This window comes from Methylobacterium fujisawaense, from assembly GCF_014138435.1.
Taxonomy (GTDB): Bacteria; Pseudomonadota; Alphaproteobacteria; order Rhizobiales; family Beijerinckiaceae; genus Methylobacterium; species Methylobacterium fujisawaense.
In genome coordinates this window covers 258,960-285,567 of the sequence record NZ_JACJIM010000003.1, presented here as the reverse complement: position 1 = coordinate 285,567, position 26,608 = coordinate 258,960, and the positions used below count along the sequence as shown (strand labels likewise).

Below are 26,608 nucleotides of genomic sequence, written 5' to 3'. Positions count from 1 at the left end.
CCCGCCATCGTCCCGGCATAGAGCCTGTGCGGGGTCGCGCGCCAGCGCGCCGGGCCGCCCGCGGTGACAACCGCACGGATCAGCCGGGCGGCCAATCGACCGGGACAGGGCTCGCCTCTTTCGGAAACCGCGCGCGATGCCTACTAAGGACTACGCATCATCGCGAGAGTTCTGAACCGATCCCATCTCCGAAGACGAAGACCGATGACCAGCCCGCGCACCCTCTACGACAAGATCTGGGACGACCACGTCGTCGATGTTCAGCCGGACGGCTCCAGCCTCCTCTACATCGACCGTCACCTCGTTCACGAAGTGACGAGCCCGCAGGCGTTCGAGGGTCTCCGCGTGGCCGGCCGGAAGGTGCGCCACCCGGAAAAGACGCTCGCCGTGGTGGACCACAACGTCCAGACATCGGACCGCACGCAGGGCATCGACGACCCTGAGAGCCGCACGCAGCTCGAGGCGCTCGCCGAGAACGTCCGCGATTTCGGCATCGAGTTCTACGACGCCCTCGACCGGCGCCAGGGCATCGTCCACATCATCGGCCCCGAGCAGGGCTTCACGCTGCCCGGGCAGACGATCGTCTGCGGCGATTCGCACACCTCGACGCACGGGGCCTTCGGGGCGCTGGCCCACGGCATCGGCACCTCGGAGGTCGAGCACGTGCTGGCCACCCAGACGCTGGTGCAGCGCAAGGCTCGGAACATGCGCGTCTCCGTCGACGGGACGCTGCCGCCGGGCGTGACCGCGAAGGACATCATCCTGGCGATCATCGGCGAGATCGGGACGGCTGGCGGCACCGGCCACGTCATCGAGTATGCCGGCGAGGCGATCCGCGCCCTCTCGATGGAAGGCCGGATGACGATCTGCAACATGTCGATCGAGGGCGGTGCCCGCGCCGGCATGGTGGCTCCCGACGCGACGACCTTCGCGTACGTAAAGGACAGGCCGAAGGCACCCAAGGGAGCGGCCTTCGACGCGGCGCGGCGGTACTGGGAGAGCCTCGTCACGGACGACGGCGCCCATTTCGACCGCGAGGTGCGCCTCGACGCGGCCGCCCTCCCGCCGCTGGTGAGCTGGGGCACGAGCCCCGAGGACGTGATCTCGATCCAGGGCCGCGTGCCGGACCCGTCCGAGATCGCCGACGAGAACAAGCGGCAGTCGAAGGAGAAGGCGCTCGCCTATATGGGCCTGACGCCGGGCACCAAGATCACCGACATCACCCTGGACCGGATCTTCATCGGATCCTGCACGAACGGCCGCATCGAGGATCTGCGCGAGGTCGCGCGGGTCGTCGGCGACCGCAAGGTGCACGAGGGCGTCTCGGCGATGATCGTGCCGGGCTCTGGCCTCGTGAAGGCGCAGGCGGAGGCGGAAGGGCTCGACAAGATCCTCAAGGCCGCGGGCTTCGACTGGCGCGAGCCGGGTTGCTCCATGTGCCTCGGGATGAACCCGGACAAGCTGCGTCCGGGCGAGCGCTGCGCGTCGACGTCGAACCGCAACTTCGAGGGCCGCCAGGGTCCGCGCGGGCGGACGCACCTCGTGTCCCCGGCCATGGCGGCGGCCGCGGCGGTGGCCGGTCGCTTCGTCGATATCCGGGAATGGCCGCAGGGCTGAAATCCCGATTGACGGCGGCGGCTCGGTTGCCTAAACGGAGCCGTCGCCGGCCGATGGCCGACGGCAAGCCCAGGTGGCGGAATTGGTAGACGCGCTGGTTTCAGGTACCAGTCTCGCGAGAGGTGAAGGTTCGAGTCCTTTCCTGGGCACCAAATGCCTGACAGCAGCCCGCCAACGCATTGGCGGGCTTTGTTGTTTCTGAGGTGCGGAATTCCTGGGCCCAGGGGGCGAGAGTTCTGCGCGCCTCGCGGGCCATCCGAGCCCGGTTGGTCGTCCGCGTGTAGGTTGCGCTCTCCCGACTTCCGTCGGCCCAATCGAACAGGGCTTCGAGCTGCGCCTCTGTCGCCCCATCCTCGGCAGCGCGACGCGCTCCGGCCTTCCGCAGCCCATGAGCCGGACCCGGGCATTGGGCCTCGCGGCAGACCTTCCCGACCCACGTGCCGAATGATTCCTTGGTGGACGGCCCTCCGCGCTCGGTGCAGATGAACGACGGATCGCCCGTCGGCCCCGCGGCGTTCGACGCGGCGAGGGCCGGCAGGATCGGCGCGATCACCACCATCCGGGTCTTTCGGTGCGGATGGGGAATTCACCGTTCCGGACGTGCTGACAGCCGAGCCGAACCGCGTCGCCCCGGCGCAGGCCGGTGTAGAGCAGCAGATCGAAGGCGAGGCGCTGCGGGTGCCGACCGGCCAGCAGGCCTCGAACCGCGCCAATTCCTCTCCGGTCCAGGCGTGGAAGCCGCCCGCATCGTTCCGGCCCGAGAGGAGCGACACGCCCAGGGTCGGATCGGACGGCACCAGCCGGCGCGCTACGGGGCCGTCCCCACGGCTGCGATCCGATGTGTCGCCCGGGGGCCGCTCTGACCGGAAGGGACAAATGATGGTCGGACCGCTCACCGGCCGCGCATCGAGTGAACGGAGATCTGAGGGGTGCAGGAGCAATGATGGATCGCGCCCGGAGCAGGGGCAAAGGTCGCTAAGCGACCTCAAGGTCACGATCGAGATCGACGAGCGCGCGGTAGGAGGCGATCGGCTGCGGCTTGCCGCGCAGATAGCCTTGTATCTCTGCACACCCGTGCTGCCGCAGAAACGTGAGCTGCGCCTCTGTCTCGACGCCCTCCGCAATGACCGGAATGTCCAAGCTCTCACCGAGACTGAGGATTGCCCGGACGATCGCGCCGCCTTTGCTCGTCACGCCGATCTGCCACACGAACGACCGATCGATCTTGATCTTGTCGAACGGAAAAGCCTCCAACGTCGCCAGGGATGAGTATCCCGTTCCGAAATCATCCATCGAGATGCGCACACCGAGCGCCTTCAGGTCGCGCAGTGTCTCCTGCGCGCGTGCCGAACCCTTCAGAAAGAGGCTCTCGGTCACCTCGAGTTCGAGACGGTCGGCCTTCAGTCCGGTCTCCTCGAGCACCGCACCGACGACATCGCACAGGTCGGCTTGCTGGAGCTGCGCGATCGAGAGATTGACGGCGATGCCGAGGGGCAAGGCCCAACGCGCAGCCTCGCGGCAAGCCTCACGGAGCACCCACTCGCCGAGCGGGAGGATCGCCCCGGTCTCCTCTGCCAGCGGTATGAACTGCGCTGGCGAAATCGTCCCACGGGTCGGATGAGTCCATCGCAGAAGCGCTTCGAAGCCGCAGGCGCGATCCGAGGCGACTCTGAACTGGGGCTGGTAGTGCAGCGCGAATTGTCCGGTGCCGATCGCCGCGCGCAGGTCCAGAGCCAACCGGTGCCGCTCGAACGCTGCCTTATCCATCTCCGCCTCGAAAAAGCGGTAGGTTCCCTTGCCTTCCTTCTTGGCGCGCACCAGCGCCATATCGGAAGCGGATAGCAGGGCGTCGTAGGTGTCGCCATCGTGGGGGAAGAGAGCGATCCCGACACTGCAACTGACGGAATACCGCAGCTCGCCGTCGGCGTAGGGCGCAGAGATCGCCTCGATGATCGCCTGGGCCCTCGCGGCAGCGTGCCCGGTGGCGGCGAGATCTGTCGCCAGCACCGCGAATTCGTCGCCGCCGAGGCGCGCGACCGCGCCGCGCGCGCCGATCAATCCCTTTAAGCGCGCGGCGACCTCGATCAGCAGGCGGTCTCCGGCCGGATGGCCGAACAGATCGTTGACCTGCTTGAAGCCGTCGAGGTCGAGACAGAGAAGGGCCACATCCTCGGCCCGATCGGCGCTTGCCGCCAACTCAAGCTCGACGACCTCCTCGAAATGCAGGCGATTCGGCAATTGGGTCAGGACGTCGTGCCGCGCCAGGAAGCGCAAACGCGCTTCGCTCCGACGGCGCTCCGTGATGTCCTCGTGCGTCGATATCCAGCCTCCGTCCGGAAGGAGCACGCGGAGGACGCTGATGTCCCGATCGTCAGTCAGATGCATGACGCTCGCCGTGTCCGAAGGCACCCGGGGTAATGGCGGCGTCAGCACGGCTTCCCAGGGACCTCCTGAGCCGCGGTGCTGCGCCAGCACGAACCTGCGGAGATCCTCGGCTTTCGTGCCGGGTTGCCGAAGGTGATCGGGGATTGCGTAGAGACTGGCGAAGCGCGCGTTCAGGATGACGAGCCGCTCGTCGGCGTCGAACAGGCAGAGCCCCTGGACCATGTTGTCGAGAGCGACGCCGAACCGCTCGTAATGGGCGCGTAAGTCACGCTCGCTGCGGGCGCGTTCTTCGGCGCTCGCGATCCGCCGCTCGGCGCTCGCCCCCCGAAGAAAAAGCCGAAACAGGGCCGCGATGCATACCAGAAGGAGTGCCGTTGCTGCACTGACCGCGAGCGCCTGCCGGCGGAAGGGGGCTAGGCACGCTTGCGTCGTGCGACTGATGCTGAGAATGAGCGGGTAGCCGGCGAGAGCCTTCGTCGCGATGATGCGTTCTTGATCATCGACGGGGCTCACGTTGCGCATCACGCCGCCCAGAGGACTCGTCTGGGCGATCCGCGCGGCCCCCGTGGTCGGCAGAATCTTACCGATCACGTTATCCCGATAGGGATGACGGACGAGCAGCATCCCGTCGTGGCGGAAGACCGAGACAACAGCGTCGTCGGTCGGTGCGATCTGCCGGTACAGTCGTTCGAAATAACCGAGCTCGATCGCGCCGAGCACGAGGCCGAGGAACGTTCCGTCGGGCGCCGTGACCTTCCGGGCGATGTAGATCGTCCAAGCGCCGTCGCCGCGGTTCTGCACCGGTTGGCTGATGAAGCGTTGCAGCTTCGGGTCCGCAGCGAGTGCCTTGAAGTAATCCCGATCTGCGATGTTGACGTTCGGGATCGGCCAGAAGCGGCTGAAGTTCAGGAGCTGGCCGGCGTGATCGATGATCGTGACCGCGTTGACCTGTGGCAATGCCGCGACGCGCGCTTTGAGTGCCTCATGTAAGTCGCGCCGGCTCGCCGCCGCCGCGTACTCCGCGGGAGTCGAGACCTTTGCGCCGGCCATATCCTCGATGATGGCTTCTTGAACGATCTCGAGGGCCTGGAGCGAGCGATCGGCCTGATCAGCGAGGATCGTGGAGAGTCCGATGAGGTTGCGTTCGGTATCCTGCAGCGCCTGGCCGTACATGTCGGCGATGAAGACGATCGCGCCTGACACAATCGCAAAGGCCAGAACGACCAGTGACGTAACGAGAGCGGCATACGATCGAACAGGTGATCCGAACATCAATGGAACCCTGGCACTGATGTTCAACTTTATTCAGACTGGAAGCAAAAGGCGAAAACGTCGATCGAGGCGGTTAGTCCATGGCACGCGCGGCTCGCAGCCCTCAGCGGTCGTTCAGGGTCCTGCCGTCGCGCGTGTCGAGCTTGGCGGACCTAGCCGGGTCGGGACATGGAGCATGGTGATCGTTCAGGGCAGGTGACCGGCGAAGCCTCTCCGCCGACGCCTGGCGCACCTCTGGACAAGCCGATCGCACACAACCGACTAAGACATCGTTGCCAGGGCGAGACGCCCGTTTTCGGGACCTGCCGATAACGGCTCGGACGGCTGGGACAGGCGTTCGCTCGGCGAGCAGGTGCTCGAAACCGCCTTCCCGGCCGACCTCGATCCCGATGACCGGGTCTATCCGTGCCCGCCCGCCACGTGCCTCGTGGACGAGACGCCGGACCAGGAATCCGGCACCGTCACGGTGTGCTACCGAGCCGGCTACCCTGTGATGGACGGACGCAGCACGGTCCCGGCGCCGATCCGGCACGCGATCCTGCTGATGGTCGGGCACCTGCGCGACCTGCGCAAGATCGGCTGGGGGCTGGCCTCGGCGGTGCTGCTGGCCTTCGGGGGGATCATGCTGGCGAAGATCGGGCTGGCGGGGCGCTGAGCCCGATCGGAGACTCGAAACCGCGCCGTCTGCCCGCGCGCAGACCGGGCCTCGACATGCCCCGAAAAGACCACCGTGAACCGCCCGGCTCCGGCCGCGGCGGTTTATTTGCGGACTCAAGCGCAGCCGTCGGAACGACCCTCCGCCAGATCCCATTGTCCCCATACATGCCTTTCAGGGGGCCATGACATGCTGAAGGTCACCTACATCGACTTCCACGAGAAACCGGGCAGCACCGTTCACAGCGGCTGGTACATTACCGACGAGAACGGGGCGATGATCGGCGGGGCGCATCGCTACGCGGACCAAATCAGCGGACTGCGGGCCCTGCTCGCGCTCAGCTGATTTCACCCCTCGGAAGATCCCGGCCCGCCCGGTCCGCCGGCGCGGGCCTTTTCGTGTCGGCTGGCCCGCGGCTTGCGCTGGCCCAACACGCCACCCAAAGATTCACGCAGCCCCGCCGGCACCGCCGCGCGGGGCTTTTTCATCCGCCGTCGGCTTGCACTCTCGAGCGCTCGAACACAATCACGGGTCGAAAAATCGACCCAACCAATCAGCCGGGCTCACGTTCAGACGGATAAGAAAACTCTGGATTTTCCGAGTTCAGAGATGCCGCGTATGCCAGGCTCGCGAAGAATTTTCGGACCTTGTAGGGTGCACAATTATACAATTCACCGCGCCCAGGGTAGACCATGCCATACAGGGCCTGGCCTGGGTCGCCGATCTTGTCAGCATTTGCAGACCTGCAAACCATACGGAACTCTTTAAATCCTGCGAGGACCGGGCCGGTAAGATCGCTGACACGCACGTTCCACCCCCTCAATCGTACTCGGGCTCAATGAATCCATCCCGTTGCGATCCGCAAATATAGGCCATCACTCCGCAGGTCAATAAACCGAGCGCGGATTGGCTCCGACTCCGTATTCGATATCTGATTTGCGCGCGGTCTGTGTCGGTGCTGATGTCAATAAGGTGCGGTCGCCCAGACTCGATGATGAACGACGTCGCGTTTTGCGGCCCCGCCTGCGCCGTCCGTGAGGCAATGAGCCCACCGCTTGCGACGCTCTGCCCGCCTCTTCCCGGACCAATCTTCAGCCTCGCCGCCGCCGCGCTGGGCTGCTTCGTGCCCCGATACCCGGCGCGGTACCATCCTGAGCCCGGCCGGTATGGCCCGGTGACCGCCGCGGACGTCCTGAGCCCGAGCCACCTTAAGTATCGGCCCGGCCCAGACGTTGGTGAGATCAGGCGCTCCCCCGCCCCGTGAGCAGCTCGGGGCGGGGCCGAGCGGCCAATTCCCGGCGATGGCGCCCGCGCCACACGGGGCGGCGTGATGATTTCGGAGCCCGTTATCGACCCTTGCGCGTCAGCGTGCCCTGGAATTCACACGAGGCGCCGTGCCACGTCAGGCAGCCGTCCTCCTCCAGAGCGACCGACCGAAGGTCGGGGCTGTAACGGGCCATGATCCGGCAAGTCTGTCCGTTCTCGGTCTTGCTGAAGAGGATCGTACGAGGCCCGGTCGATCGGCCCTTCATGGTCACACCACCACCGCAGCCTCTGGACCCGACCGAGAACTCGGCGACATAGCCGGACGCACCGGACGCCTTCACGACGACGCCCTGCTCGTATCCATCTTCCTTGCGCTCGAAGGTGCCGGTCGCCTGCCGTCCAGGGCCGGCGGCCTGAACTGGAAAAGCGAAGAGGGTCAATGCAATCAGGATCTGGAGCCGGTGGCACATCAGACGGCAACCCTGCCAGCGTGAGCGTACAGGCAGAAATCAAAGATCTTGCCCGGCAGCCATGGCGCTTTTCGCGCTTCCGACCCGTGGCAGGTGCAGATCAGACCCATTGAAACGAACGGCGCTCTCTCGGTTTGAAGGTGCAACGCCGAGGTCCCCATGCTCTACGAACTCGCTACCCTTTCGTGCCCGTTGCTCGCAGTCGATCGAGCATCCGACGGGGTTTATGACTGGGTGAACGACGCGGAGGCCAAGGGTGAACTGTTCGGCTGCTGGCGGACCGAGATAGGGACACTCGGTCGCCTGATCGTGCTGCGCGGGTTCGAGGCACCGGAAGATATGACCGCCGAGCGCCGCCGGGCGCTTCTGAGTGCTAACCCGTTCAATGCGGGGAGCGTGGTGACGGCGCTGGAAATGGACAGCTATGCGCCGTTCGCCTTTCTGCCGCCGATCCGGACCGGGGACCGTGGCGGGGTGTACGAGTTCCGGACCTACCGCCTGAAGCCCGGCGGGCTGCCGCCAACGCTCGCGGGTTGGGAAGCGGCTATCGCACCCGCACGTGAATATACCGAGCATCTCGTCGCGAACATGTACGCTCTCGATGGAGCACCGCGGATCACACACATTTGGGGCTTCACGAGCTTGAAGGAACGGACCGAGTTACGCTCTTGGGCTTATGGTGCCGCTGTCTGGCCGCCCGAGGGAGGCCCGGAGCAGATTGCCGAAGCAACTTCGACTATTGCGCTTCCACAGGGGCCATCTCCCCTGGCCTGAATCATCCTTCGTCTCCGCTCTCAAACGACCCTGAGGGTGGCTCGCAGATGACTGCTTTCGGGTTGCGTTGGCGACCTTCCGTATGACCGGCAGGGGTCGAAAGCGGGAAGGCCGCCTGGGTTGGTTTCCCGCCTGTCCGCTGACCAGAACTGCTGCCGCAAAAACGGACGTGCGGAGATTGGGGTGGTCGGCGGACTTGCGCCCCTCTCGATAATCCGAGGCACCTCGGTCAATTCTCGGCAGCAGACGTCGAGCGCGACAAACGACCCGCAGTACCCTCCGCCCAACTCCACGATATGCGTTGAAAGACGGCGCCTCCAGCTTCGGCCTCCTCGACACCGCGTGGCCCAGATTTTCGAGTCTGTTGTGGGAGCGCGATTGCGCCGTGGTTGATCATGGTGGACAGAAGATTTTCCGCTGCGTCTAAGTCCAAGCTGTAGTCGTCGCCAGCGATGACTTCATTTTGACTGTTGAGCAGGGCGAAGCCGCCGCGGTTCCGGATATACGGCTGGTGCCAGCGCGACCGCGTCAGCTTGAGGCCTTGCCGTTTCGCCCGCCTCCGGAGACGTATGAGGCGCATAGCCTCTTGGTAGGTCGGTGTCGGATTGATCTCTCGCATGGCAGACTTTGCCGTTCACGATTGCTGGCAGCTAACGTCCGTTCTCACGCAAGCGCAGCCCCGCAGCGAGCACGTAGAGGGACATGACGAGCAGAAGGAGCGCAGCAAGCCGGTCCCAGATGCCGTCCGCGACGAGCGCACCGACGAGGCTGATCAGCGTCCCGGCCGCGATCATCGCCGGGATCGGCCAAATGCGATGTGGGGCACCTCTCGTGGCCGTCATTCACCCGGCTCCGCCGTCGTGAGCGTCCGGCTCGCCGTCAGGCGAGGCAGCGCCGAGCGCCTGCGAACGAGCCAGAGATAGAGACCCGAGGCGAGGACGACGATCGTCGCCACGTCCAGCACCGCCCATATGATTTTGAGCGGCAGGCCACCATAATCGCCGAAGTGCAGGGGCTGGGACAGGAATAGCGCCTGGATATACCAAGGCATCGCGCGCATGTCCGTGAGCTGTCCGGTCCCGGCATCGATCAGCGCCGGCATGAGCAGACGCGCGGTCAGCGGCGTGCTCCCGGCCATGAACACGGCGTAGTGATTGTTGCTGCTGAAGCCCGTACCCGGGAAGGCGACCAGCCGAGGCGTCATCGTCCCGGCCGCGGTCCGCGCCGTCGACATCGCGGCATCGAGGGAGACGAGCGTCAGGGGGCGCGGCACGTCGCGATAGGGAGCCGTCATCTCGGCGAGCTGGCCGCCCTGCCACATCTTGAGCATCAGGTCGGCCCAGGTGTTGACCGTACCGGTCGTGCCAACGACGAGGGCCCAGGCCAGCGTCGAGATACCAATCAGATTATGCCAATCGAGCCACTTGATCCGACTTGACCGCTTTCGCCGGACCGTACCGAAGTCGAGCTTCTTCATGAAAGGCCCGTAGAGCACGATCCCGGAGATGATCGCAGCGGCAAACACGAGACCCATTGCCCCGAGGAACAGCTTGCCGGGCAGACCGAGAAACATGTCGGTATGCAGCTGAAGCAGGAAGCCGATCGGCCCGGCGCCGGGCTTGTCGTCGGCTAGAACCTGCGCCGTGCGCCTGTCGAGAACGACGAAGCTGTCGCTCGGGGCCGTCTTGAGGGTCTTACTCAAGCCGGCGAGAACGGTGTTCGTCTCGTCAGGGTCGAAGTAGAGGAATTGCAGGATCTCGCCGGGCTTGTGCGCGATCGCTGCGGCGGCGATCCGATCGAGCGGGACGAACGGAGTTCCCGGAGCCAGGTCCGGCACCGCGGCCTCGTAGCCGAGGGCATGGTTGAGCTCATGGTGGAAGATCAACGGCAATCCGGTCAGGCACAGCAGCAACAGGAACGCCATGCTAACGAGGCTTGTCCATGTATGGATCAGCGACCATAGCCGGAATGCGCGGAGACGCCGGGCCGCGCCGAGCGGATTGCTAATCATCGGGCGCCCGTGACGAAGGTTGCACGCCGGTGCGATGCAGCTCTACCATCGGTAGATCAAGCTGCCGATCACCGTCGCGGGCGCACCGCGATAGCAGAAGCCGGCCTGGCAGTTCGTGTAGTCGCGGTCGAAGATGTTCTGTGCGTTGATCTGCGCGCGGAAGCCTTTGTACTTCGGGTCGAGCGCCGCGAAATCGTAGGCGAGCACCGCGTCGAACAGCGTCACGGTCGGGTTGCGCACCGTGTTCTCGTCATCGGCGTAGCTGGTGCCGGCGAAGCGGACGCCGCCGCCGACCTGAAGGCCGGAGAGCATCGAGCCCGGCGGGAACAGGTAAGTCGCGAAGGCTGTGAAGGTGTTGCCCGGGATGCCAGACAAGCTGTTGCCGTCGATCGGCTGTCCCGTGACCAGCGAGGTCTGGCGCAGGAAGCGCACGTCGAGATGCGTGTAAGCCAGCGTCAGGTTGGTGCCCGGCGCGAAGCTCGCTGTCAGCTCGGCCTCGAAGCCCTTGGATTCGACCGAGCCGGTGGCGACCTGATTGGCGATGTTGGTCGGGTCCTGGCGCAGGATCGAGGTCTGGACGATGTCGAAGCCGGCGAACGATCCGGTGATGTTGGTGTTGGGGATCGCGACCTTCACGCCGGCCTCGATCTGGTCACCGGTGGCGGGCTTGAAGGGGCGGCCATTGGAATCGACACCGACCTGCGGCGTGAAAGTCGTGGCGTAGCTCGCGTAGGGCACGAAGGCGGGTGTCAGGAGGTAGTTGAGGCCGACCCGGCCGGTGAAGGCTCCGTCATTCTGGTCCCGCGGCGTGCCGGGCACGAGGTTCGTGAAGCTCGACGTGCTCTGGAAGACCCAGTCGTGCCGCCCCGTCAGCGTCAGGACGAAGCGGTCCCACTTCGCCTGCTCCTGCAGGTAGACACCGATCTGGTCCTGGCTCTGGCCAGAACCGCTCGTCAGTGGCGGGCGTGCAATGAACGTCCGGTAGCGGAAGTTCGAAAAATCGGTCACGCCCGCGAGGCTGAGGTCGGGCACGTTGAAGTTCAAGCCGTAGCGGCGATCATAGTCGTAATGGGCGTAGTCGACGCCACCGATCACCGTGTGGGCGACCGGGCCCGTCCAGAAGTGACCCTCAAGCTGGGTGTCGACGACGGCGGATTTGATCTTGTCCTTGTAGAGGCCGGCATAGCGTTGTGCCGTCAATCCAGTCACGCCGGTGAAGGCGGTGAACGGAAAGCTGACCGCCGCATCCTGATACCGGAAATTCTGTCGAAAGATCAGATCGGGCGAGAATTTGTGCTCGAAGGCGTAGCCGATGCGGTACTGCTGCTGGCTCGTCTTGTTGAACCCCGCATCGCCGCCGTAGAGCCGCGTCACCTTGAAGCCCGGCTCGTTGTAGAAGAACGCGGTGCCGGGAAGATTGGTGTGCAGGTACTCGCTGAGCAGGGTGAAGCTCGTGTCGGAGTCGGGGCGCCACGTGAACGAAGGCGCGATCATCTGGCGGTCGTCGACGGCGCCGGGCAGGAAGGTGTCGGACTGGCGCACGATGCCGGTCAACCGGTAGGCCATGGTGCCATTCGAGCCCTCGACCGGGCCGCCGACGTCGAAATTGCCCTGGTAGCGGTCGAAGTTGCCGCCCTGGAACCAGACCTCGCCGAAGGGGACGAAGACAGGGCGCTTCGAGGTGATGTCGACGATGCCGCCGGGGGAGCCGAGGCCGTAGAGGCCGGAGGCCGGACCGCGCAGGATGGTCAGCGCCTCGTATCCGTAGGGCTCGGTGCGCGGTATGATCAGACCGACGCCCGGCTGGCGCAACCCGTCACGATAGACGCCATCGTAATACTCCGCAAAGCCGCGCACGTAGAAGGCGTCGTTGCGCGGGTCGAAGCCGAACACGTTGGCGGAAACGCCCGGCACGTAGGACAGCGCCTGATTGAGATCCTGCACGTTCCGGTCGTTGAGCTGCTCGCGGGTCACCACCGAGACAGATTGCGGCGTCTCGATCAACGGCGTGTTGGTCTTGGTGGCGGTGGGGCTTACGCGAGCGACGTAGCCACTCACACCGGAGGGTCCACCACCGCCGCCACTGGTGGCCGCACTGTTGCCGTCACCGCCGCTGACGTTAGCACCGCCAAGCCCGGCACCTGCCGCGTTGACGGTAGCCGGGCGGGCAGCCTCCACCGAAATCTCGTTGAGCTGTACGGCGGCATCTTGCGCCACTGCAGCGTTGGTGATCGCGGTCGACGCGACGAGAAGGCTAAGGAGTGAGGAGCGGTTGACCATAGATCACGCAGAGACGCATCGAGAGCAGGCTCCGCGATGTTGATCTTGGATCGAAGTGCTTAGCAATCCGAGAATGTGTCAAAAATCACACGTTTAGAGTGCTTCAAATTTGGATCGATTCTGAACTTTAAAGCTCTCGTCGCTCGATCCAGCATCGCGGTCGAAGAACTGCCTGACAGGCGATATTTCCCGCGTCGGATCCGATCCGCAGACTGAAAGAATTCCTTCTCATATTTCGCGACAGGCAACGCGGTAAAGTCATTTTTTCCAAATTCATGTCCGGGAGCGATTGGGCCGCAATCGGCGAATGCTTCATTCTCGGACAAGCCGCGGTCCGCTTTCAGGTCGGCGTCGCAGGAGCCTGCGCGGCCGGTTGGGTCGAAAGCCGCCCTTCACCGAACCGATTACCGATGAAGCATCCCGGCCAATCCGCTAAAGTCGGTACGGGACAGTTCGACGAAAAAGTTTGCGCCTCAAAGGCTAGGCTTCTCTCGCAACAAGCCACATGAACCTTGTTTTTACTCAGTTATTTCACTTCTTTCCTGGGCACCAAATGCCTGACAGCAGCCCGCCGACGCATGGGCGGGCTTTGTTGTTTCTGAGGTCTGCCGATCCCGAGCGTCCCGCCCGCATATCCCGCCGGCCGCCGCACGCTATAAAGCCCCGCTTGGGTTTTCGGCGAGGGCGATTCGCGTGCGGTCCGGTTCAAGACTCTCCGAACGCTGGTTCACGCTGGCGCTCTGGCTCGTCGCGGTGGTCTTCGCGTGGTTTCTCATCGGGCTGGGATCGCTGGTCGTCGGCGATCTGCCGCAGGTCGAGCACCGCTATACCCTCGAGCAGTTCCTCGACACCGATCAGGCCAGAGCCTCGGCCGAGGCCCTGAAGCAGATCCGTCAGGAGCAGGACGACAACCGGCGGCAGGTCGAGCAGGATCGGCTCGCCCTCGAGGCGGCCCAGTCCGCTTCGGAGGGCGCGCGCGAGACCTTCGCCAACTGGCTGAAGACCCGGGACGCCACGCAGCGGGTCGACCAGGATCCCGGCCTGATCGCGCGCACGCAGCAACTCGACGCCCTCAAGGCCGCCGAGCGCACCATCGAGGAGCGCCTCGCGGCACGGGCGCAGGCGGGACTCGACCAGTCCGAGCGGGAGGCGACGCGGCTGCGGATGGACGACGAGCTGCGCGCGGCGGCGCAGAAGCAGCTCGACGCGGCCGAGCGCGGCCAGGAGTTGCGCGTCTTCGCCTACCGGCTCGCCCTGACGCTGCCGCTGCTGGCCCTGGCCGGATGGCTCCTGCTCAAACGGCGGCATACCCGCAACTGGCCGTTCGTCTGGGGCTTCGCCCTGGCGGCAGCCTTCGCCTTCTTCGTCGAACTCGTGCCGTACATGCCGAGCTACGGCGGCTACGTGCAGTACGGCGTCGGCGTGATCGTGACCCTGGTCGCGGGCCGCACCGCGATCAATGCCCTGCACGCCTACCGCGCGCGACAGGCCGTCGTGGAGGCGCGACCGGACGCCGAGCGGCGGACCGAGATCGCCACCGACCAAGCCCTGGCCCGTCTCGCCAAGAAGGTCTGCCCCGGCTGCGAGCGGCCGCTCGCCCTCGACGATGCGAGCACGAATTATTGCCCCCATTGCGGGCTCGGCATCTTCGCACAGTGCCCGTCCTGCACGCATCGCAAGAGCACCTTCGAGCGCTTCTGCCGGGCCTGCGGCACCCCGAGCCCGGATCTCGCGACCCCGATCCCGTAGCGGGCGCGCGGCCGCCCGCCCGGACCATCGCACCGCATCGCATCGCGGATCGACGCTATGCCGCCGGATCGTCCCCGCAGGCGCGACGCGGAACGCGGCGATCCGGCCCGGCGCCCCTCAGGCGTTGTCACCCCGGATCGCCGCGATGACCGCGTCGGTGACCTGTCGCGTCGTCGCCCGTCCACCCAAATCGGGGGTATGCAGGCTCGGATCCGCGGTGACGCGCTCCACCGCGCGCATCAGCCGCTCGGCCGCCGGCTTCTCGCCGAGGTGCTCCAGCATCTGACACGCCGTCCAGAAGGTCGCGACCGGATTGGCGATTCCCTGGCCGGCAATGGCGAAGGCCGAGCCGTGGATCGGCTCGAACATGGACGGGAAAGTGCGCTCCGGGTTGATGTTGGCGGTCGGCGCGATGCCGAGGGACCCGGCGAGCGCCGCCGCGAGGTCCGATAGGATGTCGGCGTGCAGGTTCGTCGCCACGATCGTGTCGAGGGTCTCAGGCTTCATCACCATGCGCATCGTCATGGCGTCGACCAGCATCTTGTCCCAGGTGACGTCGGGAAAGTCCCGGGCGACCTCGGCGGCGATCTCGTCCCACATCACCATGGCGTGGCGCTGGGCGTTGGACTTGGTGACCACCGTGAGCCGCTTGCGCGGGCGGGAGCGGGCGAGTTCGAAGGCGTAGCGGATGATCCGGTCGACGCCCGAGCGGGTCATCATCGAGACATCGGTGGCGACCTCGTTGGGATGGCCCTGGTGGACCCGGCCGCCGACGCCCGCATACTCGCCCTCCGAGTTCTCCCGAACGATCACCCAGTCGAGCTCCGGCCCCGAGACGTGACGCAGCGGGCTGGTGATGCCCGGAAGGATCCGGGTCGGGCGGACATTGGCGTACTGGTCGAAGGGCTGGCAGATCGCGAGGCGCAGCCCCCACAGGCTGATGTGATCGGGCACGTCCGGCGCGCCCACCGCGCCGAAGAAGATCGCGTCGTGGTTCCGGATCTGCGCGCGGCCGTCGGCCGGCATCATCACGCCGTGCGTCTTGTAATAGTCCGAGCCCCAATCGAAGTGGTCGAAGCGGAACCGGAACGTTCCGGCCTTGTCGGCGAGGGCGTCGAGCACCGCGATGCCGGCGGCGATGACCTCCACGCCGATGCCGTCCGCAGGAATGGCGGCGATGGTGTAGGTCTTCATGAGGGATCTCCGAGCGTGTCGGGGAGATCTGGCGCCGCTTCCGATCCCGTCGAGACGCGAGGGACCGCAGTTCGGTGATCCGCCGGGTCCGTCGCATCCTCGCGACGCGCCCACACGCGCGGCGGCCGCACCGGTCGCGTCCAGCGCCCGACGGGCAACGCCCGGAACGGCCCGGCCGCTCCCGACGGCCCATGTAACGTTTTGTGACACCGTGCAGTTTCGCGTTGCCGTCCCGCCGGCCGCGCCTATGCTCGGCCCATGCACGAGGGCACCACCATCGCCATCGTCGAGGACGATCCCGACATCCGCGCCCTCCTCGCCGGCTACCTGGAGGGCGAGGGGTTCCGCGCCGTCGCCCTCGACGGCGGCACCGCACTCGACCGGCTGCTCGCATCTGGCCCCGCGCCGGACCTCATCGTCCTCGACTGGATGCTGCCGGGCGAGGACGGCCTGTCCATCTGCCGCCGCCTGCGCGAGGCGGATGGCCCGCCCATCGTCATGCTGACCGCGAAGGACGAGGATATCGACCGGGTCCTCGGCCTGGAGATGGGCGCCGACGACTACGTCTCGAAACCCTTCAACCCACGGGTCCTGCTCGCCCGGATCCGCGCCGTCCTGCGCCGGGCCAACGGCGCCGGCGCCCCGGCCCCCGAGGCAGCGCCCGAGCGGCTGAGCGTCGCCGACCTCATCGTCGATCTCGCGGCCCGCACGGTGATGATCGGAGACCCGGCCTCCGAGGTCCCGCTGACCAGCGCCGAGTACGACCTGCTGCACTGCTTCGTCACCCGGCCGCAGCGGGTGCTCTCGCGCGACCAGCTTCTCGACTGGACCCGCGGCCGAACCGCCGATGCCTTCGACCGGACCATCGACGTTCAGGTCAGCCGCCTGCGGCACAAGCTCGACGCCGCCGGCAGCCAGGCCGCGGCCCTGCTCAAGACCGTGCGCAACGCCGGCTACATCCTGGCCGCCCCGGTCCGCTCCGGAACGCCGTGATGGGCCGCGTCGGCCTCCTCGGACGCATCATGCTGCTCCTGCTGGGCGCGCTCTCCCTGCTCGTCCTCGCCACGGTGGCCCTCGATCACTGGCAGCGCCGGCAGGAGCGGTGGCCCTACGCCACGCGGTTTCCGCGCGTCGATCAGGCCGCCGGCATCATGACGTTGCTGCGCGACGCCGATCCGGCCCAGAGGCCGGCCATCCTGAAGGCCGTGAGCGGCGAAGCGCTGCAAACGGAGATCGTCGATGCGCAACCCGACCGGGCCGACCTGATCCGCGAGCCCCGCCTCGAAGCCCGTCTGCGCCGGATGACGGCCGAATCCGCCGACCGCGTCCAGGCCTATACCGACACCGCCCTGCTGCGCCGCGGCGTCGATCCGGCCGATATCGACAAGGCGGACCGTGCCGGACCGATCGGGCGCCTCGCGATGGCGACCTATCGGTTGCCCGATGGCCGCTTCGCGGTGATCCATGCCACCGAACGCCGCCGCTCGCTCATGCCGTGGCTGTTCGGCCAGCCCCTGAGCCTCTGGGTCGCGGTGCTGGGCGCGGCGGCGGCCGGTCTCGTCCTGGTCGGCACGCGGCACGAGCTCGCGCCGCTGCGGCGCCTGACGGACGCGGTCTCCCGCTTCGACGGCCGCGCCCCGGAACGGATGAGCGCGCCCACGGGCGCCCCCGAGATCCGGCGTCTCGCCCAGGCGGTGCAGGGCATGCAGGAGCGGATCGCCGGCCTCATGGCCGAGCGCTCCTTGCTGATCGGAGCCATCTCGCACGACCTCAAGACCTACCTGACGCGGCTGCGCCTGCGCGCCGAGGCGGTGGCCGAGCCGGCGCTCCGGGAGAAGCTGGTGGCCGATCTCGACGCCATGACCGCGCTGATCGAGGCGTCCCTGGGATTTGCCCGGGGCACCGCCGTCGAGGCGACCCGCGCGCCGGTGGATCTCGCCGATCTCGTCGCCGTCGAGGTCGCCGAGCACGCGGCCCAGGGCGCGCCCATCAGCCTGACCGGCGAGGAGGTGCGGGACGCCACGGTGGCCGGCGACGCGGTCGCCCTGCGCCGCGTCGTGGCCAACCTGATCGGGAACGCCGTCAAGTTCGGGCGCTCGTCGGTGTCGGTGGCGGTGAGCCGGGCCGGGACGGTCTGCCGGATCGTTGTCGAGGATGACGGGCCGGGCATCCCCGAGGCGGAGCGGACGGCGGTGTTCAGCCCCTATTACCGGGTCGAGCGGTCGCGGAGCCGGCAGACCGGCGGGACAGGCCTCGGTCTCGCCATCAGCCGCCAGATCGCGGAGGCCCATGGCGGCACGGTGGTGGCGGAAGCCGGCGCCAACGGCGGCGCACGCCTCGTCGTGACCCTGCCGGGCCTGTCCTGAGCGGCACGCGGCAACGGCCGCGCAACCGGCGGTTACACAACGTTACAGGACGGCGCATCCCGGTCACATCCGGGAAGCGCGCAGGGACGAACCTTCGCTCATACGCCGCGGCCAATACCCCGCCCCGGCGCGGGCCGTCGGCCGAGAGGCCGCGCCAGCCCGATCGAGCAGAAGGAGATCATCGATGTTGAAGAGCCTCGCCCCGGCCGCCTTCCTCGCCAGCCTCGCGGTGCCCGCCTCGGCGCTGCCCCTGGTCCAGGACGCGGTCGCCACCGGCTTCGACGGCGCCCGGATCATCCAGGTCTACGGCGGCTGCGGCCCCTACGGGCATCGCGGCCCCTACGGCGGCTGCCGGACCGGCGGGCAATGGGGCGGCTATGTCCGCGGCCGCTCCTGCCCGGCCGGTTTCCACATCGGTCCCTACGGCCGCCGCTGCTGGCCGAACTGAGCCGCCGCATCGCCTGATCGCACCCTGTCCCTCGTCCGGCCTTGCGGCCGGACGCCCATGGAGTGAGTCATGATCCGTACCCTCGTCATGCCCGTGGCGCTCGCCGCGGGAGTCCTGATGGCCGGTTCGAGCGCCGAGGCGCGCGACGGCTGCGGGCCCGGTTTTCACCGCAACATCTACGGCTGGTGCCGGCCGAATCTCGGCTACGGTCCGGTGGTCTACGTCCCGGCCTATCGGCGCGTCGGCTACCGGTGGCATTACGGCTACCGCTACGGCTGGCACCGCCGGTTCGCATGGCACGGTGGCTCCCGCTGGGGCGGCTTCCGCCGTGTCGGCTGGCATGGTGGCTGGCGCGGTGGCTGGCACCGCGGCTGGCATCACGGCGGCTGGCATCACCGCTGGTGACCCCGCGCCGGATCCGGCCCCGCCCGTCGCGGGGCCGCGACCGGTTCGCGGGCCGTCCTACGGCAGCACGAGGCCCGATGCCGCGTAGGTCAGGGCCGCGACCAGGGCCGCGGCCGGCATCGTGATCACCCAGGCGATCACGATGCCCTGCGCCACGTTCCAGCGGACCGCCGAGACCCGGCGCGCAGCCCCGACGCCGACGATGGCGCCGGTGATCGTGTGGGTGGTCGAGACCGGGATGCCGAAGGCCGTTGCGGCGAACAGGGTCGCGGCGCCTCCGGTCTCGGCGCAGAAGCCCTGCAGGGGCGTCAGGCGCGTGATCTTCGAGCCCATCGTGTGGACGATGCGCCAGCCGCCCAGAAGGGTGCCGAGCGCCATGGCGCCCTGACAGGACAGCACGACCCAGAGCGGCACATGAAAGGCCCCGCTCTCGCCGTGGGCGTAGAGCAGGGCGGCGATGATGCCCATGGTCTTCTGGGCGTCGTTGCCGCCGTGGCCGAGGGAGTAGAGCGAGGCCGAGACGAATTGCAGGCCCCGGAACAGCCCGTCCACCGCGTGCGGGGTCGAGCGGATGAAGATCCACGAGACCGCCAGCATCAGCACCAGGCCGAGGGCGAAGCCGAGGGCCGGCGACAGGACGATGGCGGCGCTGGTGGCGATCACGCCGGGCCAGACGATCACGCCCAACCCCGCCTTGGCGATGCCGGCGCCGAGCAGGCCGCCGATCAGGGCGTGCGAGCTCGAGGACGGGATGCCGGCATACCACGTGATCAGGTTCCAGCTGATCGCCCCGCCGAGCGCGCCGAGAATCACCCGGTCGTCCACCGCCGCGACGTCGATGATGCCCGAACCCACGGTTCCGGCGACGTGGAGCCCGAAGACCAGGAAGGCCACGAAGTTGAAGAACGCCGCCCAGAACACGGCGTAGCGGGGCGCCAGCACCCGCGTCGACACGATGGTGGCGATGGAGTTCGCGGCATCGTGCAACCCGTTCAGGAAATCGAAGACCAGCGCGAGGGCAATGAGGACGATGAGGAATGTCACGCGGCGGCCTGCAGCTTAAACGTGTTCGACAACGATGCTGCTGATCTGGTTCGCCACGTCCTCGAACCGATCCATGACCTTCTCCAGGTGGCCGTAGAGTTCCGACCCGACGATGAAGGCCATGGGGTCCTGTCCCGACGCCTTGAACAGGGCCTTCAACCCGTCATTGTGCAGGTCGTCGGCCCGCCCCTCCAGCTCGATCACGCGCTCGGTCAGGCCGTTCAGCGCGGTGGCATTCTCGCCGAGCGCCCGCAGCTTCGGCAGGGCCTCGGCGGTGACCTGCGCGGCCTCCTGAATGACCGCCCCCATCTCGCGCATGGCCGGCTCGAAGGTGGTCACCTCGAAGAGCTGGACCGCCTTGGCGGTCTTGAGCATCTGGTCGATGGCGTCGTCGAGGGACCCGACCAGGGCCTGAATATCGCTGCGGTCGAAGGGCGTGATGAAGGTCCGGCGGACCGCCAGAAGCGCCTCCCGGGTGATCGCGTCCGCGGCATCCTCATGGGCCGCAATCGCCGCGTAGGCCGCCGGTACGGCTTGCGTGCCGTCGAGGAGCGACCGAAGCGCGGCGGCGCCGTCCGTGAGCGTCGCGGCATGACGCTCGAACAGGTCGAAGAACCGGTCCTCTCGCGGCATCAGGGCACGAAACCAAGCCAGCATGTCGTGTCCGGGTCGAGAGGTCGGCGGTATCCGCCGGGCGCGAAAACGCCCGGCAGGCACAACGGGCGAAAGCGCCGGCCGATCCGGCGGCCGGGATACAATCGACCGTTGCTGATCGCCCTCCGGCCGCGCGGCTCAGCAGGCTTGTCCCGTGGAGGCGTGAAGCCAGCCGAAATCCACCGGGTAACCGAGGCCATGCAGCATCTTCACCCGCTTCCAGGAGGCCGACCGCGCCAAGGCTGCGTCCTGTCCGGCCTCGATCTCGGCGCTCTCCATTTCCTGAAGCTCGCGGCTCAGCGCCTCGCGCAGGCCCGCGTCCTTCATGTTGCCGAGGGCGGCAGTGAAGGCCTGCTCGGCGATCCGAACCTGATCACAAATCTGACGCACGCTCATCAGTCCCCAACCCTCCCGCGCGGCGTGAACACTGCGATCCCGCAGTCCATCAGAGATTATCATGCGCATGGTCGCCGGGAGATGTACGTCTTTGGTGCAGCGGCCCTCACCGCATCGGGAGCGGCCCGATGCGCCGTGCCACCCGCGGCGGACGCCGCCACCGGCGCTTGCGTCCGAAGGTCCGGCGCGGATCCGGCACGCGCGGATCCACCGCGTTCCTCCGGCTAAGGCCCGGCTGGAAGCTCGCCCCGATCGCCACGATCGCGGCCGACCCGATCAGCGCGACGAGCGCCGCGCCCCAAAACATGCTCTCGAACATCAGGCACTCCCGGAGCGGAGCCCCGCCGCAGGCCGCTCGGACCCGCGGGCGATCACGAATCAAGCTAAACCATACTCTCGAATGCGATCAACGCCCAGTATCGAGCTGTATTCAGCTTTCGACATCTGATCGAAGCCCGCCATTGGCCCAAATCGTCTCTGAACGTGCCGGCGCCGTCGGCGCGCTGCGGCCGACGGACCGGCTCCTCCGTCTGTGCGGTGACGCACCGCGCATGCGCCGCGGCCGTCCACCTGTCGCCCCATTCCGGTGCGACACGGCGATCATCCGCTTTCCGGTCGAACGCACCATCATCGTCTTCACGGCGAAGACGATTCTGACCCGCGCCCCGGACCCGGCTGACGCAGCCGGCCCCGGCCTTCGGCAACGGATCGGACGCGGCGATCGAAGGCGGAATTTACGGGTCGTTCATCCTCCGGGTGTCCGATCCGGATGGTCAGAGGCGGAGAAGCGGAAGCGATGCCGAGCGAAACCAACAGGCCGCACCAGGATGCGCCCGCTCAGGAGCCGATCCTCGAACTCTGGCGGATCATCGCCCTCGCACTGATCGTCGCCGCCGGCATGCTGTTCGTCCACCTGATCGTTCCGACCGAAGCCGACGCGTCCGCAGCCCTGTCGACGACCATGCCGCGTGCCGCCGGCCTCAGCGCCTCCTGAGGGGCGCGTGGGCCGGACACGGCACCGAGGGCCGGGCCCGGCGGCGCTCACGCGAGGCGGCGGGCGGATGCGCATCCCAGGGCTCAGGCGCCCGTTGTGGCGCCCGGAATCGCCGCGCCCGTCTACTGCATCGGCAACGGGATCGACTCCACGCCGACCTCACCGATTCCGCGGGCCGCGAGGGCTGTGCGCAGGGCGTCGGTCAGGCAGCTTCCGGCCGTGAAGGCGCCGAGCGCGGAGCCGTGCCGGTCCGCCTCGCGCGGGAGCGGGCCGATCAGTTGCACGACGCGCCGGGCGATGGCGGGGGCTGGGTCGATCCAGGTCACCGGCCAGGGCGCCACGGCCTGCAGGCGCGGAAGCAGCAGGGGATAGTGGGTGCAGGCGAGGCAGATCACGTCGGTGCGCCGGCCGTCCGCCTCGGTGACGAAGCAGGGGGCGATCTCCGCGGCGAGGGCGGCATCGTCCACCGGCGCGCCGGCGAGCTCGGCTTCCGCGTAGCCGGCGAGATTCTGCGAGCCGATCCGCGTGACCGCGCAGGCGCCGGCATAGGTCGCGATCAGGTCGCTCGTGTAGGACCGCGCCACCGTGCCGGGCGTCGCCAGCAGGGTTATCATCCGGGAGTGCGTCACCTCGGCCGCGGGCTTGATCGGCGGCACCACGCCCACGAAGGGCGTCGTGAAGCGCTGCCGGAGCGCTGGAAGCACCAGCGTCGAGGCGGTGTTGCAGGCGATCACGACGAGATCAGGCCTGTGGGTCGCGACGAGCCGCTCCATCACGGTGAGGACGCGGGCGACGAGGGGCGCCTCCCCGAGCCGGCCATAGGGGAAGGCGGCATCGTCGCCGACATAGACGTAACGGGCATCCGGGCGGGCGCGCCGCACGGCGTCGAGGACGGTGAGGCCGCCGAGCCCGGAATCGAAGACCAGGATGGTCGGCTCGGCGGCACTGCGCAGCGCCGCGGCGGACAGGCTGGCCCCGGCCATCAGATCGATCCGCATGAGAACCCGGACTCCTCGAAGAGCGTCCCAAAATCTCGGCCGTGAGGGTTAAGGCGATCTCACTGCGGCGAGAGAAAGATCCGCGATCCCCAACCCGTTCCGTTAACCGCCGCGCGTCCGCGGCGAAGTGCCCCCAGACCGGCTGCGCCGAGCCGATGCTCGTCGGAGAGGTTGTCGGACCACAACCGGGACATATCTTCTGCCGGCCGGCCCGGAATCGAGGAAATGGTTCTCGGTGCGGCAGGATTAAGGGGATCATCGTCATGGCAGCGACGGCCGCACTGCGTCCGGACGAGACGCACGACCCCCGGGCACCGGCCTTTCCGCCGCCGCCCGTCACCGCACGACCGATCGATCGCGCCGCGTGGATCGCGGCCTTCCGGCAGGTCCGGAACGAGACCGAGCGCCGCGCCGCACCGCTCTCGCCCGAGGACCAGCAGGTCCAGTCCATGGCGGATGCGAGCCCGACCAAGTGGCACCGGGCGCATGTCACGTGGTTCTTCGAGCAGTTCCTGCTGCGGGAGCATCTGCCGGGCTACGCCATCTACGACGCGCGGCTACACTACCTCTTCAACTCGTACTACGTGGCGGCCGGCCCGCGGCAGCCGCGCATCCAGCGGGGCATGATCACCCGCCCGACCATGGCCGAGGTCGCTGCCTACCGGGCCCATATCGACCGCGCCGTCGAGACCCTGCTGAGCCAAGCCTCCGATCGCGCCCTGGAGATGGTGCTGCCGATCCTGGAGATCGGCCTCTATCACGAGCAGCAGCATCAGGAATTGCTCCTCACCGACATCCTCCACGCCTTCGCGCAGAATCCGCTCAATCCCGCCTACGATCCGGACTGGCGCTTCCCGGACGCAGCCGCGCAGCGCGGTCAGGTCGAGCTCCGCCGGGAGATCGCCTGGATCGGCCACACGGGAGAGGGGTTCTCGTTCGACAACGAATCCCCCCGCCACGAGACGCTGATCCCGGCCGGCCGCATCGACCGGGCGCTGGTGACCAACCGCCAGTGGCTCGGCTTCATGGAGGACGGCGGCTATGCCAAGCCCGAGCTGTGGCTCTCGGACGGCTGGTATGCCGGTCCGGCGGAGGGCTGGGAGGCGCCCGGCTACTGGCGCCGGGACGGGGAGGGGTGGGCGACCATGACCCTCGGCGGCCAGCGGCCTGTGGATCTCGACGCGCCCGTCACCCACATCAGCTACTACGAGGCCGACGCCTATGCCCGCTGGGCCGGCCGGTTCCTGCCGACCGAGTTCGAGTGGGAGGTCGCGGCCCGGGACGGTGGTCTGCCGGATGCCTTCGGCCTCGTCTGGCAATGGACCCGCAGCGCCTACATGCCCTACCCGGGCTACCGGCCGCTCCCGGGGGCCCTCGGCGAGTACAACGGCAAGTTCATGGCCAACCAGTTCGTGCTGCGCGGCTCGTCGGTGGCGACACCCGAGGGTCATGCCCGGCTGCCGTACCGCAATTTCTTCTATCCGCACCAGCGCTGGCAGTTCACGGGCCTGCGCCTGGCCGATGCCGCCTGACGCCCTCCGGAGCTGCCCTTGACCATCAAGCCCACCTTCCCCGACGCGACGCCGGTCACGCTGGACGCGGCGCCCCTGTCGTTCCTCGACGACGTCCGGACGGGCCTGTCGAAACCCCAGAAGGCGCTCTCGCCGAAGTATTTCTACGACGCGGCCGGATCCGCTCTGTTCGAAGAGATCACCCAGCTTCCGGAATATTATCCGACCCGTACGGAGATCGGCATCCTGGAGGCCAGCGGCCCAGAGATGGCGACGCTGCTGCCCGCGCATGCGGCGCTGGTCGAGTTCGGCAGCGGCTCGACCGTCAAGCTCCGTCGCCTGCTCGGCCATCTCGACACGCTCGCGGCCTATGTGCCCGTGGACGTCTCGGGCGAGTTCCTGCGGGCGCAGGCCGAGGGGCTCCGGGGCGACTTTCCGCATCTGCGGGTCGAACCGGTGGTCGCTGACTTCACCCAGGACTTCGACCTGCCGGACAGTCTCGACGGCCTCCCGCGGGCCGGCTTCTTCCCGGGCTCGACCATCGGCAATTTCGATCCGCACGAGGGCGAGGGTTTGCTGCACCGCTTCGGACGGATCCTCGGCCCGGGCGCCCACATGATCGTCGGCGTCGACCTCGTGAAGGATGCCGCGGTTCTGGAGAATGCCTACGACGACGCCCAAGGCGTCACGGCGGCCTTCAACCTCAACCTCCTGACGCGGATCAACCGGGAACTCGCGGGCCGCTTCGAGCCGGACGCGTTCAGCCACCGGGCGGTGTTCAACCCCAACGCCTCGCGGATCGAGATGCACCTCGTGGCCCGTGACGCGCAGGCCGTGCGGGTCGGCAGCGACACCTTCGCCTTTGCGGCAGGCGAGACGATCCACACGGAAAGCAGCTACAAGTACACAGTGGCCACGTTCCGCGCCCTCACCGAGCGGGCCGGCTGGACATGGCTGAAGGTCTGGACGGATCCGGACCAGCTCTTCTCGGTCCACGCCCTCCGGCTGGACTGAGGACAAGGCCGGGGCCGCCCCATGCGTATCGGGCCGCCCTGGTTCCTCCTGGTGGCGCCTGGATTGGGGGCGCTCGCGGGGCTGCTCTACGGGACGCTCTTCGACGTCGGTCCCCTGACCGGCGCGGCGATCCGCGGCGCGATCATCGGCACGCCGATCCTGCTCTACGAGCGCAAGCTGCTGGCCCCGCGCCTGCGCGACCGCATCCGCGCCCTCGCGACGCCGCTGTTCCTGATCGCCACGGTGGCCCTCTATATCGGGCTGATCGTGATCGGGAATGCGGTCGCCAGCACCGTTCTGAACAAGCTGTTCCGCTTCATGTACAGCGCGCGGAACGCGATGCTGATGACCGATACGGGCCTCCTCTACGCGCTCGGCATCTCGGCCCTCGTGGTATTCGTGTTCCGCGTCCGCGACCTGATCGGTCCCGGCGTGTTCGCCAACCTGCTGATCGGGCGCTATCACCGGCCGATCAGCGAGGAGCGCATCTTCCTGTTCCTCGACGTGACGGGCTCGACGCACTTCGCCGATCGCTACGGCGACCGGGAGGCCCAGGCCTATCTCGGCCAAGTGTTCAACGCCCTGGCGCTGCCGGTGTCGCGCGCCCGCGGCTCCATCGACGATTACATCGGCGATCTGGCGCTGGTGACCTGGCCGCTGGACCGGGGGTTGCGCGATGCGGCCTGCCTGCGCTGCGTCTTCGACTTCGAGGCGCGTCTGGCCGCGGAGGCCGCAAGCTGGCGCAGCCGCTTCGGCCAAGTCCCGCAATTCCGCGCCGCCCTGCATTGCGGCCCGGTGGTCACCGCCGAGATCGGGCTGGAGCGGCACAAGATCGCGTATTTCGGCGACGTCGTGAACACGACCGCGCGGCTCGAGGCCCTGTCGAAGACTCTCGGGGTGCACGTGCTGGTTTCCGCCGATCTCCTCGACCGGATCGGAGAACTGCCCGACGACCTGATTGCGGACGATCTCGGTGCCCATGCCCTGCGGGGGCGCGCCGAACCCCTCGCTGTGGCGGCGATCCGGCGACGGTCCTCACGCGCGGCACCGGTCGTGCCGCTTTCGAGCCGCGCCGCGACGGGCTGAGGCCGGGCGGTCCCGTCCG

At 67.7% G+C, this 26,608-nt stretch carries 24 protein-coding genes and 1 tRNA gene; 14 read left to right on the top strand and 11 right to left on the bottom strand.

Annotated elements, in window-relative coordinates:
* The first annotated feature begins 204 nt into the window (after positions 1-204).
* Both leuC and GGQ91_RS10400 read left to right on the top strand, forming a co-directional pair.
* A complete protein-coding gene (gene leuC / locus GGQ91_RS10405; protein ID WP_043388616.1) occupies positions 205-1,617 on the top strand; it encodes a 3-isopropylmalate dehydratase large subunit in 1,413 nt (470 codons plus the stop codon).
* A gap of 67 nt (positions 1,618-1,684) precedes the next feature.
* A tRNA-Leu gene (locus GGQ91_RS10400) sits at positions 1,685-1,769 on the top strand.
* Positions 1,770-2,592: 823 nt separating this feature from the next.
* Here the strand turns inward: GGQ91_RS10400 and GGQ91_RS10395 are convergent.
* The gene (locus tag GGQ91_RS10395; RefSeq protein ID WP_182591921.1) at positions 2,593-5,274 is read right to left on the bottom strand and encodes a bifunctional diguanylate cyclase/phosphodiesterase; all 2,682 of its coding nucleotides are present in this window, start codon (positions 5,272-5,274) and stop codon (positions 2,593-2,595) included.
* Between the two features lie 352 nt (positions 5,275-5,626).
* Here GGQ91_RS10395 and GGQ91_RS10390 point away from each other — a divergent pair, with 352 nt between their 5' ends.
* Together GGQ91_RS10390 and GGQ91_RS10385 are read left to right on the top strand one after the other, a co-directional pair.
* Positions 5,627-5,929, top strand: coding sequence for a phage gp6-like head-tail connector protein (locus GGQ91_RS10390; RefSeq protein WP_182591920.1), 303 nt, complete (start codon positions 5,627-5,629; stop codon positions 5,927-5,929).
* A 189-nt stretch (positions 5,930-6,118) separates the two neighbouring features.
* A complete protein-coding gene (locus GGQ91_RS10385) occupies positions 6,119-6,274 on the top strand; it encodes a hypothetical protein (RefSeq protein WP_158498440.1) in 156 nt (51 codons plus the stop codon).
* Between the two features lie 1,001 nt (positions 6,275-7,275).
* Here GGQ91_RS10385 and GGQ91_RS10380 read toward each other — a convergent pair.
* Complete coding sequence (locus GGQ91_RS10380) at positions 7,276-7,665, bottom strand: hypothetical protein (RefSeq protein ID WP_182591919.1); 390 nt, start codon at positions 7,663-7,665, stop codon at positions 7,276-7,278.
* A gap of 159 nt (positions 7,666-7,824) precedes the next feature.
* Between GGQ91_RS10380 and GGQ91_RS10375 the strand changes: the two genes are divergently transcribed.
* Positions 7,825-8,439, top strand: coding sequence for an NIPSNAP family protein (locus GGQ91_RS10375; RefSeq protein WP_075379699.1), 615 nt, complete (start codon positions 7,825-7,827; stop codon positions 8,437-8,439).
* Positions 8,440-9,089: 650 nt separating this feature from the next.
* On the opposite strand, the gene GGQ91_RS10370 is transcribed toward GGQ91_RS10375, so the two are convergent.
* The 3 genes from GGQ91_RS10370 to GGQ91_RS10360 all read right to left on the bottom strand — a co-directional run bounded on the left by GGQ91_RS10370 (position 9,090) and on the right by GGQ91_RS10360 (position 12,730).
* Complete coding sequence (locus GGQ91_RS10370; protein WP_139231584.1) at positions 9,090-9,281, bottom strand: hypothetical protein; 192 nt, start codon at positions 9,279-9,281, stop codon at positions 9,090-9,092.
* Positions 9,278-10,363: a PepSY-associated TM helix domain-containing protein gene (locus tag GGQ91_RS10365; RefSeq protein ID WP_246410644.1), complete on the bottom strand. Its 1,086-nt coding sequence runs from the start codon at positions 10,361-10,363 to the stop codon at positions 9,278-9,280. Before GGQ91_RS10365 ends, GGQ91_RS10370 begins: the two co-directional genes overlap by 4 nt.
* A gap of 129 nt (positions 10,364-10,492) precedes the next feature.
* Positions 10,493-12,730, bottom strand: coding sequence for a TonB-dependent siderophore receptor (locus GGQ91_RS10360; RefSeq protein ID WP_182591917.1), 2,238 nt, complete (start codon positions 12,728-12,730; stop codon positions 10,493-10,495).
* 693 nt (positions 12,731-13,423) lie between these two features.
* Here GGQ91_RS10360 and GGQ91_RS10355 point away from each other — a divergent pair.
* Complete coding sequence (locus GGQ91_RS10355) at positions 13,424-14,479, top strand: serine endopeptidase (RefSeq protein ID WP_182591916.1); 1,056 nt, start codon at positions 13,424-13,426, stop codon at positions 14,477-14,479.
* 117 nt (positions 14,480-14,596) lie between these two features.
* Here GGQ91_RS10355 and GGQ91_RS10350 read toward each other — a convergent pair whose 3' ends face one another.
* Positions 14,597-15,673 (bottom strand): tartrate dehydrogenase, encoded by a 1,077-nt coding sequence (locus GGQ91_RS10350; protein WP_182591915.1) that lies wholly within the window; start codon positions 15,671-15,673, stop codon positions 14,597-14,599.
* Positions 15,674-15,931: 258 nt separating this feature from the next.
* Between GGQ91_RS10350 and GGQ91_RS10345 the strand changes: the two genes are divergently transcribed.
* From GGQ91_RS10345 to GGQ91_RS10330, 4 genes are all read left to right on the top strand, one after another.
* Positions 15,932-16,666 carry a response regulator gene (locus tag GGQ91_RS10345; protein ID WP_043388629.1) on the top strand — a complete coding sequence of 245 codons (735 nt, stop codon included), beginning with the start codon at positions 15,932-15,934 and terminating at the stop codon, positions 16,664-16,666.
* Positions 16,666-18,039, top strand: coding sequence for a sensor histidine kinase (locus tag GGQ91_RS10340; RefSeq protein ID WP_053610960.1), 1,374 nt, complete (start codon positions 16,666-16,668; stop codon positions 18,037-18,039). The genes GGQ91_RS10345 and GGQ91_RS10340 overlap by 1 nt, the downstream gene beginning before the upstream one ends.
* Positions 18,040-18,223: 184 nt before the next feature.
* Positions 18,224-18,487: a GCG_CRPN prefix-to-repeats domain-containing protein gene (locus GGQ91_RS10335; RefSeq protein ID WP_053610959.1), complete on the top strand. Its 264-nt coding sequence runs from the start codon at positions 18,224-18,226 to the stop codon at positions 18,485-18,487.
* Between the two features lie 69 nt (positions 18,488-18,556).
* Positions 18,557-18,892 carry a GCG_CRPN prefix-to-repeats domain-containing protein gene (locus GGQ91_RS10330; RefSeq protein ID WP_043388635.1) on the top strand — a complete coding sequence of 112 codons (336 nt, stop codon included), beginning with the start codon at positions 18,557-18,559 and terminating at the stop codon, positions 18,890-18,892.
* A gap of 57 nt (positions 18,893-18,949) precedes the next feature.
* On the opposite strand, the gene GGQ91_RS10325 is transcribed toward GGQ91_RS10330, so the two are convergent.
* The 4 genes from GGQ91_RS10325 to GGQ91_RS10310 form a co-directional block, all read right to left on the bottom strand.
* A complete protein-coding gene (locus GGQ91_RS10325) occupies positions 18,950-19,936 on the bottom strand; it encodes an inorganic phosphate transporter (protein ID WP_043388636.1) in 987 nt (328 codons plus the stop codon).
* Positions 19,937-19,951: 15 nt separating this feature from the next.
* A complete protein-coding gene (locus tag GGQ91_RS10320) occupies positions 19,952-20,593 on the bottom strand; it encodes a DUF47 domain-containing protein (RefSeq protein ID WP_053610957.1) in 642 nt (213 codons plus the stop codon).
* Between the two features lie 135 nt (positions 20,594-20,728).
* Positions 20,729-20,986 (bottom strand): hypothetical protein, encoded by a 258-nt coding sequence (locus tag GGQ91_RS10315; RefSeq protein ID WP_043350773.1) that lies wholly within the window; start codon positions 20,984-20,986, stop codon positions 20,729-20,731.
* Positions 20,987-21,092: 106 nt separating this feature from the next.
* Complete coding sequence (locus tag GGQ91_RS10310) at positions 21,093-21,305, bottom strand: hypothetical protein (protein WP_179698297.1); 213 nt, start codon at positions 21,303-21,305, stop codon at positions 21,093-21,095.
* A gap of 477 nt (positions 21,306-21,782) precedes the next feature.
* Between GGQ91_RS10310 and GGQ91_RS10305 the strand changes: the two genes are divergently transcribed.
* Positions 21,783-21,980 carry a hypothetical protein gene (locus GGQ91_RS10305; RefSeq protein ID WP_182591914.1) on the top strand — a complete coding sequence of 66 codons (198 nt, stop codon included), beginning with the start codon at positions 21,783-21,785 and terminating at the stop codon, positions 21,978-21,980.
* A gap of 122 nt (positions 21,981-22,102) precedes the next feature.
* On the opposite strand, the gene murI is transcribed toward GGQ91_RS10305, so the two are convergent.
* On the bottom strand, positions 22,103-22,978 hold the full coding sequence (gene murI, locus GGQ91_RS10300) for a glutamate racemase (RefSeq protein ID WP_182591913.1): 876 nt from the start codon (positions 22,976-22,978) through the stop codon (positions 22,103-22,105).
* Between the two features lie 263 nt (positions 22,979-23,241).
* Here murI and egtB point away from each other — a divergent pair, with 263 nt between their 5' ends.
* From egtB to GGQ91_RS10285, 3 genes are read left to right on the top strand one after another with little or no spacing between them, the layout of a single operon-like run.
* Positions 23,242-24,510, top strand: a complete 1,269-nt coding sequence (gene egtB, locus GGQ91_RS10295; protein ID WP_043388643.1) for an ergothioneine biosynthesis protein EgtB — start codon at positions 23,242-23,244, stop codon at positions 24,508-24,510.
* An 18-nt stretch (positions 24,511-24,528) separates the two neighbouring features.
* The gene (egtD, locus tag GGQ91_RS10290; RefSeq protein WP_182591912.1) at positions 24,529-25,503 is read left to right on the top strand and encodes an L-histidine N(alpha)-methyltransferase; all 975 of its coding nucleotides are present in this window, start codon (positions 24,529-24,531) and stop codon (positions 25,501-25,503) included.
* A gap of 21 nt (positions 25,504-25,524) precedes the next feature.
* Positions 25,525-26,589 (top strand): adenylate/guanylate cyclase domain-containing protein, encoded by a 1,065-nt coding sequence (locus tag GGQ91_RS10285; protein ID WP_182591911.1) that lies wholly within the window; start codon positions 25,525-25,527, stop codon positions 26,587-26,589.
* Positions 26,590-26,608: the final 19 nt, after the last annotated feature.

What these genes read in the sequence shown, in the direction of transcription:
- GGQ91_RS10370 (WP_139231584.1), bottom strand. Translation starts at nt 9,281, where the DNA reads ATGACGGCCACGAGAGGTGCCCCACATCGCATTTGGCCGATCCCGGCG.
- egtB (WP_043388643.1), top strand. Translation starts at nt 23,242, where the DNA reads ATGGCAGCGACGGCCGCACTGCGTCCGGACGAGACGCACGACCCCCGG.
- GGQ91_RS10375 (WP_075379699.1), top strand. Translation starts at nt 7,825, where the DNA reads ATGCTCTACGAACTCGCTACCCTTTCGTGCCCGTTGCTCGCAGTCGAT.
- GGQ91_RS10330 (WP_043388635.1), top strand. Translation starts at nt 18,557, where the DNA reads ATGATCCGTACCCTCGTCATGCCCGTGGCGCTCGCCGCGGGAGTCCTG.
- GGQ91_RS10315 (WP_043350773.1), bottom strand. Translation starts at nt 20,986, where the DNA reads ATGAGCGTGCGTCAGATTTGTGATCAGGTTCGGATCGCCGAGCAGGCC.
- GGQ91_RS10285 (WP_182591911.1), top strand. Translation starts at nt 25,525, where the DNA reads ATGCGTATCGGGCCGCCCTGGTTCCTCCTGGTGGCGCCTGGATTGGGG.
- murI (WP_182591913.1), bottom strand. Translation starts at nt 22,978, where the DNA reads ATGCGGATCGATCTGATGGCCGGGGCCAGCCTGTCCGCCGCGGCGCTG.
- GGQ91_RS10395 (WP_182591921.1), bottom strand. Translation starts at nt 5,274, where the DNA reads ATGTTCGGATCACCTGTTCGATCGTATGCCGCTCTCGTTACGTCACTG.
- GGQ91_RS10360 (WP_182591917.1), bottom strand. Translation starts at nt 12,730, where the DNA reads ATGGTCAACCGCTCCTCACTCCTTAGCCTTCTCGTCGCGTCGACCGCG.
- GGQ91_RS10365 (WP_246410644.1), bottom strand. Translation starts at nt 10,363, where the DNA reads ATGGCGTTCCTGTTGCTGCTGTGCCTGACCGGATTGCCGTTGATCTTC.
- GGQ91_RS10350 (WP_182591915.1), bottom strand. Translation starts at nt 15,673, where the DNA reads ATGAAGACCTACACCATCGCCGCCATTCCTGCGGACGGCATCGGCGTG.
- GGQ91_RS10380 (WP_182591919.1), bottom strand. Translation starts at nt 7,665, where the DNA reads ATGTGCCACCGGCTCCAGATCCTGATTGCATTGACCCTCTTCGCTTTT.
- GGQ91_RS10385 (WP_158498440.1), top strand. Translation starts at nt 6,119, where the DNA reads ATGCTGAAGGTCACCTACATCGACTTCCACGAGAAACCGGGCAGCACC.
- GGQ91_RS10305 (WP_182591914.1), top strand. Translation starts at nt 21,783, where the DNA reads ATGCCGAGCGAAACCAACAGGCCGCACCAGGATGCGCCCGCTCAGGAG.
- leuC (WP_043388616.1), top strand. Translation starts at nt 205, where the DNA reads ATGACCAGCCCGCGCACCCTCTACGACAAGATCTGGGACGACCACGTC.
- GGQ91_RS10310 (WP_179698297.1), bottom strand. Translation starts at nt 21,305, where the DNA reads ATGTTCGAGAGCATGTTTTGGGGCGCGGCGCTCGTCGCGCTGATCGGG.
- GGQ91_RS10340 (WP_053610960.1), top strand. Translation starts at nt 16,666, where the DNA reads ATGGGCCGCGTCGGCCTCCTCGGACGCATCATGCTGCTCCTGCTGGGC.
- GGQ91_RS10335 (WP_053610959.1), top strand. Translation starts at nt 18,224, where the DNA reads ATGTTGAAGAGCCTCGCCCCGGCCGCCTTCCTCGCCAGCCTCGCGGTG.
- GGQ91_RS10320 (WP_053610957.1), bottom strand. Translation starts at nt 20,593, where the DNA reads ATGCTGGCTTGGTTTCGTGCCCTGATGCCGCGAGAGGACCGGTTCTTC.
- GGQ91_RS10345 (WP_043388629.1), top strand. Translation starts at nt 15,932, where the DNA reads ATGCACGAGGGCACCACCATCGCCATCGTCGAGGACGATCCCGACATC.